7 protein-coding genes and 1 pseudogene are annotated in these 13,054 nt (G+C 43.4%); 5 read left to right on the top strand and 3 right to left on the bottom strand.

Translation table 11 applies throughout. From position 1 onward, the window contains the following. Positions 1 to 9 precede the first annotated feature (9 nt). Positions 10 to 4,671 carry a translocation/assembly module TamB domain-containing protein gene (locus tag BWI44_RS02250; RefSeq protein WP_195209736.1) on the top strand — a complete coding sequence of 1,554 codons (4,662 nt, stop codon included), beginning with the start codon at positions 10 to 12 and terminating at the stop codon, positions 4,669 to 4,671. A gap of 35 nt (positions 4,672 to 4,706) precedes the next feature. On the opposite strand, the gene BWI44_RS02245 is transcribed toward BWI44_RS02250, so the two are convergent. Together BWI44_RS02245 and BWI44_RS02240 are read right to left on the bottom strand one after the other, a co-directional pair. Next, entirely contained in the window at positions 4,707 to 5,822 is a 1,116-nt protein-coding gene (locus tag BWI44_RS02245) for a glycosyltransferase family protein (protein ID WP_007662453.1), read from the bottom strand. A gap of 40 nt (positions 5,823 to 5,862) precedes the next feature. After that, positions 5,863 to 6,060, bottom strand: a pseudogene (locus BWI44_RS02240) (UDP-2,3-diacylglucosamine diphosphatase); the annotation flags it as partial. A gap of 246 nt (positions 6,061 to 6,306) precedes the next feature. Here BWI44_RS02240 and BWI44_RS02235 point away from each other — a divergent pair. The 3 genes from BWI44_RS02235 (at position 6,307) to BWI44_RS02225 (ending at position 10,621) form a co-directional block, all read left to right on the top strand. Then, positions 6,307 to 7,659 carry a sigma-54-dependent transcriptional regulator gene (locus tag BWI44_RS02235; protein ID WP_195209735.1) on the top strand — a complete coding sequence of 451 codons (1,353 nt, stop codon included), beginning with the start codon at positions 6,307 to 6,309 and terminating at the stop codon, positions 7,657 to 7,659. Next, a complete protein-coding gene (locus BWI44_RS02230; protein WP_195209734.1) occupies positions 7,656 to 9,023 on the top strand; it encodes a sensor histidine kinase in 1,368 nt (455 codons plus the stop codon). The genes BWI44_RS02235 and BWI44_RS02230 overlap by 4 nt, the downstream gene beginning before the upstream one ends. A 143-nt stretch (positions 9,024 to 9,166) precedes the next feature. After that, positions 9,167 to 10,621 carry a potassium/proton antiporter gene (locus BWI44_RS02225; protein WP_007662448.1) on the top strand — a complete coding sequence of 485 codons (1,455 nt, stop codon included), beginning with the start codon at positions 9,167 to 9,169 and terminating at the stop codon, positions 10,619 to 10,621. Positions 10,622 to 10,930: 309 nt separating this feature from the next. Here BWI44_RS02225 and BWI44_RS02220 read toward each other — a convergent pair whose 3' ends face one another. Next, a complete protein-coding gene (locus BWI44_RS02220) occupies positions 10,931 to 11,215 on the bottom strand; it encodes a hypothetical protein (protein WP_195209733.1) in 285 nt (94 codons plus the stop codon). A gap of 58 nt (positions 11,216 to 11,273) precedes the next feature. Here BWI44_RS02220 and BWI44_RS02215 point away from each other — a divergent pair, with 58 nt between their 5' ends. Next, positions 11,274 to 12,938, top strand: a complete 1,665-nt coding sequence (locus BWI44_RS02215; protein ID WP_195209732.1) for a long-chain fatty acid--CoA ligase — start codon at positions 11,274 to 11,276, stop codon at positions 12,936 to 12,938. Positions 12,939 to 13,054 lie beyond the last annotated feature (116 nt).

Here is a 13,054-nt window from a genome sequence, read left to right as displayed (position 1 = left end):
GCAAAAGTAATGATAAAAGTAGGATTGATAACGTATTATTTCATATTTTTGTTGGCTAATTCAAACAAACCGCCTATCAGAAAGTTAAAAAAGACAGTTCGCTGGGTGCTCGGTATTATACTTAGTTTGTATATCGGGACTATATTGTTGTTGAACATTCCTTACGTTCAGCGACAAATGTCTGTGCTGGTTGCAAACGAATTGGCTAACGTTCTGGGTACACAATTGACCATCGGGCGGATAAATATGGGACTGCTAAACCGCATCATAATTGATGACTTATTATTGAATGACCAGTCCGATAAAGAAATGCTGAAGATATCCCGTCTTTCAGCTAAATTCGATATATTGCCCCTATTCAAGGGAAAAGTTTCCATCAGTAACGTGCAGTTATTTGGTTTTAACATCAATCTGGAAAAGAAAACACCGGAAGATATACCCAATTTCCAGTTCGTACTTGATGCATTTGCCTCTAAAGATACCATCAAAAAAGAAAGTAATCTGGATATCCGCATCAATTCTCTATTGATACGGCGCGGCAAGCTGTCCTACAATGTGCTGTCGGCAGAAGAAACACCGGGAAAGTTCAATGCACAGCACATACAGCTACGTAACATTATTGCCAATATCTCCTTAAAAGCACTTCAAAATGATTCTATAAATGCTGCTATCAAACGTTTAAGTATAGAAGAAGGAAATTCCGGATTTGAGTTAAAGAGGCTGAGCTTAAAGGTTGTTGCAAATAATCAGAAGATGAATATCGAGAATTTTGCAATCGACCTGCCCAATACTTCACTTGCCATGGACACCATACGTATGGAATATGACAGTCTGGGGGCTTTTGGTAATTTTGTTAATGACGTGCACTTCTCGTTCCGTATGCTGCCTTCAGATATCGTACTTCGTGATTTGGCAGCATTTGTTCCCGCATTTTCTCCTTTTAAAGAAAAGCTGCAAATAGCTGTAGAAACAAACGGTACCATTAACCAGCTGAACTGTCCCCACCTATCAATCACAGGAGGACCGCATTTCCGTTTGAGAGGAGATGTATCTTTACAAGATCTATCCCGTCCTCAGGATGCATTTGTATTTGGTAACCTGTCCAATTTATATGCCGATCCGGAAGGGGTTGCTTTTTTTGTACGCAACTTGAGTAAGAATTACGAGAGTGTTCCTCCTATATTACAACGTTTGGGCACCATTTCATTTCATGGAGAAGTATCAGGCTATTTCACGGACATCGTAACTTATGGTTTGATATACACAGACATTGGCTCCATCAAGACAGACTTGAAAATAAGTTCAGATAAAGAAAAAGGTTATTTTGCATATTCGGGTGCCGTAAAGACTGAAGAACTCGAATTGGGCAATATGCTGGATAACGAAAAGCTGGGAAAAGTAACTTTCAATCTTGACATTGAAGGCAGCCACTATGAAAATCAATACCCTTCCATTGTGATGAAAGGATTGATTGCTTCCATCGACTATAGTGATTATAATTATGAAAATATCACACTGGACGGAGAATACAAACAAGGCGGTTTCAATGGAAAAGTAGCATTGGATGACGAAAATGGTTCTATTCTGCTGAACGGTAATATCAATACCGTCAGCCGTATACCGACTTTCAACTTTCACGCCAGCATTCGCAATGTGCGTCCGCACGAACTCCACCTAACCCCCAAATATGAGGATACAGAACTTTCAGTTCAATTAACAGCCGACTTCACAGGTGGATCTATTGATGAAATGAATGGAGAAATCAATATCGACAGTCTGCAATTCACTGCACCCGATAAGGAGTATTTTCTGGATAACCTGAAAATCGCTGCCAGCCAGAGGGATAGTTCTCATAAGCAACTGACAGTAACCTCTAATTTCCTGAATGCAAGCATCGAGGGGGATTATTCTTATCGTACCCTGCCTGCCAGTGTAATGAATATCATGCGGAAATACATTCCCGCTCTGATATTACCGGACAAGAACCCCATAGAAAGCGAGAATAATTTCCATTTTGATGTAAACATCTTCAATACGGATTTATTGTCCACCGTATTCAATGTTCCCATTAAAATCTATACACACTCTACTCTAAAAGGTTATTTCAATGACAAAGCGCAACGCTTGCGGGTAGAGGGCTATTTTCCACGTCTGCGTTATGGAGATAAATTCATTGAATCCGGAATGCTATTATGCGAAAATCCGGGTGACAAAGTTCATGCCCGACTGCGCTTCAATAACCGCAAGCCGACAGGTGCAATAAACATTGCATTGGAAGCTCAGGCCAAAGACGACCTTATTCAGACTTCCCTAAACTGGGGTAACAGCAGTTCCGTCACCTATAGTGGCAAACTGGCTGCTACTGCACATTTTCTCCGTGCACAAGCCGAAGAACGAGATAACAAGCGTTCCCGTAAGGCAGTTTCGCCCTTGAAAACGGTCGTAGATGTACAAAAGACAGATATCATTCTGAATGATACTCTATGGGAAATACACCCCTCACAAGTAGTCATAGATTCCGGGAAAATACATATTAATGATTTCTATTTCAGCCATAAAGACCGACACTTGCGCATCAATGGGGTCATTTCAGAAGAACCCAATGACACGGTACGCCTGGACTTGAAAGATATTAATATAGGATATGTATTCGATATAGCCAACCTTGGGGTTAACTTCAAAGGCGAAGCTACCGGTCCAGCCTATGCCAGTGGAGTATTAAAAACTCCCGTTATGTATACCGACCTGTTTATCCGAAGTCTTGGGTTGAACGACGGATTATTGGGCGATGCCAATATTCATGGAGAATGGCATCACGAAGTAAAAGGAATTTATCTCGATGCACATATTCGTGAGAAAGACATAGCCAAAAGTCATGTATATGGATATATCTATCCCATAAAACCCACAAGTGCACTCGACTTACAAATTGAAGCGGACAGCACCAATCTCAAGTTTATTGAACACTACATGAGTAGTATTACACCGGAATTTAACGGACGAGCCAGTGGCAACGTACATTTCTATGGTAAATTTAAAGGGCTTACCATGGAAGGACGCGTACTTGGCGATGCTTCCATGAAAGTAGACGTATTGAACACCACTTTCTTCATAAAAGACAGTATTCTCATAGAGCCGAACGGGCTGACTTTCCATAATAACCGCATTTTCGACCCTCAGGGCAACCAGGGACACGCAAACGGTTACCTGCACTATGAACACTTCAAGAATCTGGAATATCGTTTTCAGTTTGACGTAAATAATATGCTGGTGATGAATACAAAAGAATCGCTTGACTTGCCTTTCTATGGTACGGTATATGGAACAGGCAATGCTCTGATTGCCGGTAATGCGCAAGATGGCGTAAATATAGATGTAGCTATGACTACCGACCGAAATACTAATTTTGTTTATATAAAGGATAATGTATCTTCAGCTGCCAGTACCCAATTCATCAAGTATGTAGATAAAACACCTCGTCGTGCTGTGCTGGACTCCATCAATTTGACCTCTGATTATGAGCTGGCACAACAAGAAATACAACAGGAAGAAGAAAGTCATACCGATATCCGCCTAAATCTGCTTGTAGAAGCTACCCCGAATGCAACCATGAAGATTGTTATGGATCCCATTGCAGGCGACTACATCAGTGGACGAGGGTCCGGAAATATCCGCACAGAGTTTTACAACAAAGGCGATGATGTAAAAATGTTCGGTAGTTACCGCATCAGTCAGGGAGTTTATAAATTCAGTTTGCAGGAAGTGATACGCAAGGATTTTACAATAAAAGACGGAAGTACTATCAGTTTTAACGGTCCTCCGTTGGATGCCACCATGGATATCCAGGCAAACTATATGGTGAATTCCGCATCATTGAATGACCTGGTACCCAATGCAAGCAGCTATGGAATCCCTACGAATATCCGGGTAAACTGTACCATGAATCTGACAGGCCAACTCACTTCTCCTGACATTAAGTTGGGACTGGAAGTGCCTAATGAACGAGATGAAGTACAAGCACTTATACGCAACTATATCCCTACGGACGAACAAATGAATATGCAGATCCTCTATCTGTTAGGTATCGGCAAATTTTATACACCCGAAAATGTAGATGCCACACAAAACTCGAATATGATGACTTCTGTGCTTTCATCCACCCTTTCGGGACAACTAAACAATGCACTTTCCAACATTATTAATAGTAACAACTGGAATATAGGTACCAACCTCAGCACCGGAGAAAAAGGCTGGACGGATATGGAATTCGAAGGAATGCTATCGGGGCAATTACTGAACAATCGTCTGCTTATCAATGGTAACTTCGGATACCGCGACAATCCGATGGCAAATACGAACTTTGTAGGAGACTTTGAAGCAGAATGGCTTGTGAACCGTAGCGGAGATATTCGCCTGAAAGCGTATAATGAGACGAACGACCGCTATTACACAAGGACCAATCTGACAACGCAAGGTATCGGTATCATTTTCAAGAAGGACTTCAACCGATGGAAAGAGCTTATGTTCTGGAATAAGTGGAGGTTGAAAAGACTGAGACGGGAAATGGAACAAAAAGAAGCGGAAAAGGACACCGAAGAGCAAACAGAAGAAACAGAAACCACCGCTACCCAAGAGACAGCAAAAGCAAAAGAAAAGAGAGGGGGAAGTTAATTTTCCCCTTCTTTATTTTCATACAGGCTATTTTCTTATTCATATATCAATTTATAATCATTTACAAAGCCTATTCCTTCCGCTGTTTCTATACAGTTCAGCAACCGCCACTCACAACTGAGCACCCAGCTACGGAAATTCTCTTCGGGTTGATACTCACTCCTGGCGAACTCCAACAAACGGTCTACCTCAAAATTATCGGAAATAATACCTGCTCCGCCTCGTGCCGCATCATAAGCGTTACAATCCTGTTCGATGTGCGCCGGCACCATTAACAAAGGCTTACCCAGATACATAGCCTCACAAACGGATTCAAAGCCTGCCGTAGTGGCATATACCCGGCAACCCGACATATAGCGAAGGAATTTTTCGTCATCCAACTGATGAAATGACAATGTTTCATCCATCCGGCACACTTCCAGCTCATCCGGTTTGTCCCAGAAGAAGTGCAAAGGTACTTCAGGATGCTGCTCATGCCACTGGGAGATACTTTCTCCAAATCCGGCATTAACCATATAACCGTGCACATACTCTCCAGAAGCAGCTTCACAACAAAGCACTTCGCGCCGCAGTAAAGGCGGTACCACGCGTATATGCGCTTCTTCGTCCGTTTCCATCGGACGGAATGAGAGAGCCAGCTTCTCTTTGGCTCCGATACACGTGAGTCGTGTAAAAAAACGGAGCATCAGCAGGCTCATAGGATTCTTTTGGGGAAACTCAAAGTCATGATGCAGGAAAAGATATTGATGGCCGACACTGATCTGCGGTACAGAAGGGCGGAAAAAAAGATAAGTCAAACCCGTCAGTAACTCATAAAAGTTGATTACGAGGTCCGCATCAGTTTCATGGATACGCCGGTGAATATAACAGATGCTACGCAGATAAGCAGGAACCTGCATCAGATTATATGCGATACTGCGAGACATGCTGACCCGCTTATTGGCAGGCGTAGGCAAAAAGTTCGGACTGAGAAAGCGTTTCACAGGTGCCTGTATGCTGCGATTGAAGAAACCCGGCAGGCGACGGGTATTGCTCTTCCCCACCAGTACTTCTACTACCTCGTGCCCGTTGCGTCGTAGAATTTCTTCCAGCGTGATGGCTTGCGTCAGATGACCGCGGCCTTCTCCTTGAACAATAAAAAGAACTTTCATCTTTATATTTTTATAATTTAGTAATTTACAATTCACGATTTTAACTACAGAGGCGCTCTTCAGGTTTTTCGTTCATCATCATATCCTCGTACCGTACGTCGCATTTACGTGCGCGGGCAAACTTCACCAATTCCTCCTCAAAATCGGAAATATAAGAAACAGCGGATTTTACTTTTTGTTTAATCGCTTGTAGCAAAGAATAATAAGGTTGTCCATGCCGGGCACGACACACATTATAAAATAATAGAATGGTAGAATAAAAAGCACGTAATCTCATAGTGTCTGTATTTTTAGTTGCAGGCAAAGGTCGGTTATTCGTATTACGCCGGTATGTAGAAAATATGACAAGTATCTTTCATTTTTTTCGCTGAACTTCCTTATCTTTACAGAAAATAAGCTGCATCTCAGCATAACTTTTTCATGCAAGCATGAAAGTTATACCTTCGATTTGCATTATCTTTACTCCCTCAAAAGAAACTCTCGTATGAAAAAGCCCGGAAATATCCTCATTGTCGATGATAACCGCGGTGTGCTCACCGCTGTGCAACTGCTGTTGAAACCCCATTTCGAAAAGATCATCACGCTCACTTCACCTGTCACACTTACCTCTGTGTTGCGTGAAGAAACTCCATCGGTAGTGTTACTTGACATGAACTTTACATCAGGCATCAATACCGGAAACGAAGGATTATTCTGGTTGCAGGAGATCAAACGCCTTCGTCCCTCCTTGCCTGTGGTTCTTTTCACTGCTTATGGAGATATCGATCTTGCCGTGCGTGGCATTAAAGAAGGAGCTACGGACTTTATTGTCAAGCCATGGGATAATCAAAAGCTGGTGGAAACCTTACTGAATGCAGCCCAAGCCATTCATAATAAGAATAACGGAAAAAGTGCCTCGCCCGTAACCCCTGCCATGTATTGGGGAGAAAGCCCCATTATGCAGCAACTGCGCTCGCTGGTGGAGAAAGTCGCCATAACCAATGCAAATATACTTATCACCGGAGAAAACGGTACGGGAAAAGAGATGCTGGCACGTGAAATTCATGCACTTTCTTCCCGCCGTACGAAGGAAATGGTTGCCGTAGACATGGGAGCCATCACCGAAAGCCTCTTTGAAAGCGAGCTTTTCGGGCATACAAAAGGCTCTTTCACAGATGCATACGCTGACCGTCCCGGTAAGTTCGAAACAGCAGACCATAGCACACTGTTTCTCGATGAAATCGGCAATTTACCCTATCACCTGCAAGCCAAACTACTGACCGTATTGCAACGCCGCAGTATTGTCCGTGTAGGCAGCAACCAGCCTATCGCTGTCGACATCCGTCTGATTTGTGCCACCAACCGCAACCTGAACGAGATGGTACAACGCAATGAATTCCGTGAAGACTTGCTTTACCGCATCAATACTATCCATCTTGAAATTCCGCCTTTGCGCGAACGGCCGGAAGACATTCTTCCTCTTGCCGAACGCTTTATAACACGCTTCTGCAAGCAATATGACAAAGCATTATTACGGCTTTCCGATGCTGCCTGTACCAAATTGAAAACACATCCCTGGTATGGAAATATCCGTGAACTGGAGCATGCCATAGAGAAAGCAGTCATTATTTGCGACGGCAACGAACTGCCGGCAGAACTGTTCCAGTTGCCTAAGCGTCCCGAAACCTCACGCACCGGAAGCGATACCGGTACAGAAGCAGCCACCCTTGAAGAAATGGAACGGAAAATGATACAAAAAGCTCTGGATACCTGTAACGGCAATCTATCCGCTGTTGCCGCGCAACTCGGCATCACCCGGCAGACTCTCTATAACAAAATGAAAAAGTTCGGATTATGAAACATTACTACCGATACATCACCGACCGCTACTTTTTCCGCATCATCATCTCTCTCCTGTTGGCAGGAGCTGTCACGGTATCCATTATTTATAAAGACCTTTTATGGATAGTCATCTCTTCCTTGCTGCTGCTAACGAGTCTGCGCTGGCAATGGAAACTGTATCGCCGGCATACACAGAAGGTCCTGTTTCTGCTCGATGCCATTGAAAACAACGATGCGTCCATCCATTTCTCCGAACACGAAGACATTCCGGACAACCGTATTGTAAACCAGGCCCTGAATCACGTTGCTTCTATATTATATAATGTAAAGAGCGAAACGGCACAACAGGAAAAATATTACGAACTCATTCTCGACTGCATCAATACCGGTATCCTGGTACTGAACGATGCAGGTGCTGTTTACCAGAAAAATAATGAAGCCCTCCGCCTGTTAGGGTTGGAAGTCTTCACCCATGTTAGCCAACTAAGCCGTATCGATGCAAACCTTATGGGACTTTTCACCCATTGCCGTCCAGGAGATAAGTTACAAACCCGCCTATCCAACGAACGCGGTACGGTCAATCTCTCCATCCGCGTCTCCGACATAACCATCCGTCAGGAGCATTTCCGTATCCTTGCCCTAAATGATATCAATAACGAACTGGACGAAAAGGAAATCGACTCCTGGATACGCCTGATCCGTGTACTGACACATGAAATTATGAATTCCGTCACTCCCATCACTTCACTGAGCGATACATTGCTGACACTGATACAAGGAAGCGAAGAATTAAAAGCGAAAAGTGAATCCATTTCTTCCGACAAAGAAACTGCTGACGAAATCCGCAATGGCCTGCACACCATCAGCACCACGGGCAAAGGACTTCTCTCTTTTGTAGAAAATTACCTCCGTTTCACCCGTATCCCCAAACCGGAACCTTCCTTGTTCTACGTCAAAGGTTTTATCAACCGCATGGTGGAACTGGCACGGCATCAATATCCTGATTCCCATATCACTTTCCACTCCCACATCACTCCAGATGATCTTATTCTTTATGCAGATGAGAACCTTATCTCACAGGTACTCATCAACTTATTGAAAAATGCCATTCAGGCCATCGAAGCAGCAGAAATTCCGGAAGGCATTATCACCTTACACGCTTATTGCAATGAAAATGAAGCCGTACTCATCGAAGTATCCAATAACGGTCCTGCCATTCTTTCTGAAGTAGCAGAACACATTTTCATACCTTTCTTCACCACAAAAGAAGGTAGCAGCGGCATAGGTTTGAGCATTTCCCGTCAGATTATGCGCCTGTCAGGTGGTAGTCTTTCCCTACATCCCGGAAAGGAAACCATGTTTGTACTAAAATTCAATTAAGAAAATTTGTAATGAAGGATTATATGAAAAGAAAGTAAAATTCAATCTGAACATTTTACACCTTGCAATTGTTAAAAAATAGACGTAACTTCGCTTTGCGATAACTAAATCCTTGAATAAACAACTTAAATAATACCTAATTTATGATTTTTACAGCAGAAAACATTCTTTTAATCGGTTCTATCTTACTTTTCATTAGTATTATTGTCGGCAAGACCGGCTATCGATTCGGAGTCCCTGCCCTGTTACTATTCCTTGTCGTCGGCATGATTTTCGGTAGCGATGGTTTCGGACTACAGTTTCATAACGCTAAAGAAGCACAATTTATTGGTATGGTTGCTCTTAGCGTTATTTTGTTTTCCGGCGGCATGGATACTAAATTCAACGAAATTAAACCGATTCTCGTTCCGGGCATTGTTCTCTCCACAATCGGCGTACTGCTAACTGCCATCTTTACAGGACTTTTCATCTGGTGGATTGCCGGCATGAGTTGGTCAAATATTTATCTTCCTATCACTACATCCCTACTGCTTGCCTCCACCATGTCATCTACCGATTCCGCTTCTGTATTTGCCATCTTACGTTCGCAGAAAATGAATCTGAAACATAACCTTCGCCCCATGCTGGAACTTGAAAGTGGTAGCAATGACCCGATGGCTTACATGCTTACCATCGTGCTGATACAGTTCATACAATCCGGTGGAATGGGTGTTGGAGGTATCTTCAGTTCGTTCGTTATTCAGTTCATAGTAGGTGCGGCTGCCGGATACCTTCTCGGCAAACTTGCCATCCTCATGCTGAATAAGCTTAATATTGATAATCAGGCTCTTTATCCCATTCTTCTACTTGCATTTGTATTTTTCACTTTCTCCATTACCGATCTTCTGAAAGGAAATGGCTACCTTGCCGTTTACATTGCCGGTATTATGGTAGGTAACAACAAGATAATGCATCGCAAAGAGATTTATACTTTCATGGATGGATTAACCTGGCTGTTCCAAATCATCATGTTCCTTTGCCTCGGTTTGTTGGTAAATCCTCACGAGTTACTTGATATCGCTTTAGTAGCAACGCTTATCGGTGTATTTATGATTGTTATCGGTCGTCCGCTCAGTGTCTTCCTCTGCTTGCTGCCTTTCGGCAAGAAGATTACAAACCGTTCGCGACTCTTCGTTTCCTGGGTAGGTTTGCGCGGAGCAGTACCTATCATCTTCGCCACTTATCCGGTAGTAGCGCAAGTACCGGGTGCCGACGTGATCTTCAATATCGTATTCTTTATCACTATTGTTTCTCTCGTTATCCAGGGTACTACCGTTTCCTTAGCTGCCCGCTTACTGAAACTTTCTACCCCGTTGGAAAAGACCGGTAATGAATTCGGTGTGGAATTGCCCGAAGAAATTGATAGTGATCTCAGCGATATGACCGTTACCACGGAGATGCTGGAAGAAGGCGATACCCTGAAGGATATCACTCTGCCTAATGGAGCACTCGTAATGATTGTGAAACGAGGCACGGAATTCCTGATACCGAACGGATCGCTGAAATTACATTTGGGGGATAAGTTGTTGCTGATTTCGGATAAGAAGAGTAGTGATTAATATGTGTGTACTTTTTCTTTCGTTTGCCCGAAAGAAAAAGATATCAAAAAGAAAGGGCACGGGCTACGTCTACGGTGCTACTCCGATACCGCCATGCGCAGATGGGGCTCGAACTCGCTACGCTCAGACAGATCGCCCCTTACCTGCGCCTGACAATATCTCCGCCTGACGCACCTACGCCTATGCCCGAAGGCTGCGCGGTAAAGCGCTGCGCGATATAGGACTATGCATCACAGATGCTATGTAATACAACCACGTAATATTTCCCCCATTTACGCCGCATGGTTTCCCGGCCTCACTGTAGGGGTGTTAAGCATAGAAAGTGTTTTCGGCGTTAAAAAGGGCAGGCTGTTTGAGCGAAGCGAGTTCCTGCCCTTTAGCTGAAAATACTTTCGGAGTAGCCCCGGAAGTGCAGCCTTGAAAAGCCCGTTTAAGTGAGAGCATCCGCAAGCTTGCTTGAGGATGCCGAACGTAAGGGCTTTCTGCAATTTTTCTTTGGTATCTTTCTTTTGCATCAAGGCAAAAGAAAGTACAATTGGTTATTTTTTCTTTTTCTTTCGTCTCCCACCAAAGAATAAATATATAAACTTGCACGCCATCACATTTAGCTCTATATTTGCGCAGTTTTAACTAAAGTGTGCAAATTTAACAGATGGAACAGGAACAACACTTCATTGATTACATTGAACAGAGCATCATTCGGAACTGGAACTTAAACGCCTTGACTGACTATAAGGGTGCTACTCTCCAATATAAAGACGTGGCTCGCAAGATTGCAAAATTCCATATTGTACTGGAAAGTGCCGGTATCCAGCCGGGTGATAAGATTGCCGTCTGCGGTCGTAATAGTGCACACTGGGCAGTTACTTTCCTGGCAACCATCACTTATGGAGCTGTTATTGTGCCTATCCTTCATGAATTTAAAGCGGATAATATACACAATATCGTCAATCACTCTGAAGCCAGACTGCTTTTTGTGGGAGATCAGGTGTGGGAAAACCTGAATGAAGACGCCATGCCGCAATTGCTGGGCATTATTCTGATGACTGAATTCACCCCTGTAGTCTGTCGCGACAAACGATTGATGGAAGCTTTCGAGCACCGCAATACTCTCTACGGACAGCGCTATCCTAAAAACTTCCGTCCCGAACACATCTGCTATCGGAAGGATGAACCGGAAGAACTTGCCATTATTAACTATACTTCCGGTACTACCGGATATTCCAAAGGTGTTATGCTCCCCTATCGTAGCCTCTGGTCCAACGTGAATTACTGCCATGAGATGCTTCCGGTGAAACCGGGCGATAACATAGTTTCCATGCTTCCTATGGGACATGTATTCGGAATGACTTACGATTTCCTTTACGGTTTTTCAGCCGGGGCACACATCTACTTCCTCACTCGCATGCCGACTCCTAAAATTATCGCACAGTCTTTCGCTGAAATCAAGCCACGTGTCATCTCATGCGTGCCTCTGATTGTAGAAAAGATTATCAAGAAGAACATCCTGCCGCGTGTAGATAATAAAATTGGTAAGTTACTGCTCCATGTTCCTATCATCAATGACAAGATCAGAGCTCTTGCACGCAAAGAAGCAATGGAAATATTCGGCGGTAACTTCGATGAAATTATCATTGGTGGAGCCCCGTTCAATGCAGAAGTCGAGCGCTTTCTCAAACAGATAGGCTTCCCCTACACCATCGCTTACGGTATGACGGAATGTGGTCCTATCATCTGTTCCAGCCGCTGGGAAACCCTGAAGCTGGCATCATGCGGTAAGGCAACCACACGCATGGAAGTGAAGATAGATTCGTCTGATCCGGAAAAGGTGGCGGGAGAAATCATTTGTCGGGGTACCAACCTGATGCTAGGATATTATAAAAACCAGGAAGCAACTTCACAAATCATTGACGTAAATGGCTGGCTGCATACAGGCGATTTAGGCACAATGGATGCGGAAGGTTATGTAACTGTGCGCGGGCGCAGCAAGAATATGTTGCTCACTTCCAGCGGACAAAACATCTATCCGGAAGAGATTGAAAGCAAACTGAATAATATGCCTTACGTTTCCGAGTCACTCATTGTGTTGCAAAAAGAAAAACTGGTAGCACTGATTTATCCGGACTTTGATGATGCATTTGCCAATGGACTGCAACAAACGGATGTAGAGTGTATGATGGAAGCTAACCGTAACGAACTCAACCAGCAATTACCGGCTTATTGCCAGATATCAAAGGTGAAGATACATTTTGAGGAGTTTGAAAAGACAGCCAAAAAATCTATTAAACGGTTTATGTATCAGGAGGCTAAAGGTTAACAAAGATATAAGATTAAGTCTATATTTTTAATTAATGTTATAGAACATACTTTTTTATTTGGATAATTTGCAGTTATCCCGAAAGTACGTATCTTTGCATTGTGTTTTTCATAGTA

The organism is Bacteroides sp. Phil13 (genome assembly GCF_001940965.1).
GTDB classification, from domain to species: domain Bacteria; phylum Bacteroidota; class Bacteroidia; order Bacteroidales; family Bacteroidaceae; genus Bacteroides; species Bacteroides intestinalis.
The sequence above is the reverse complement of the archived record's forward strand: the minus strand, read 5'-3'. Positions and strand labels throughout refer to the sequence as shown.

Excerpts from the sequence above, each read along its gene's own strand:
- BWI44_RS02250 (WP_195209736.1), top strand. The coding sequence starts at position 10 with ATGATAAAAGTAGGATTGATAACGTATTATTTCATATTTTTGTTGGCT.
- BWI44_RS02245 (WP_007662453.1), bottom strand. The coding sequence starts at position 5,822 with ATGAAAGTTCTTTTTATTGTTCAAGGAGAAGGCCGCGGTCATCTGACG.
- BWI44_RS02235 (WP_195209735.1), top strand. The coding sequence starts at position 6,307 with ATGAAAAAGCCCGGAAATATCCTCATTGTCGATGATAACCGCGGTGTG.
- BWI44_RS02230 (WP_195209734.1), top strand. The coding sequence starts at position 7,656 with ATGAAACATTACTACCGATACATCACCGACCGCTACTTTTTCCGCATC.
- BWI44_RS02225 (WP_007662448.1), top strand. The coding sequence starts at position 9,167 with ATGATTTTTACAGCAGAAAACATTCTTTTAATCGGTTCTATCTTACTT.
- BWI44_RS02215 (WP_195209732.1), top strand. The coding sequence starts at position 11,274 with ATGGAACAGGAACAACACTTCATTGATTACATTGAACAGAGCATCATT.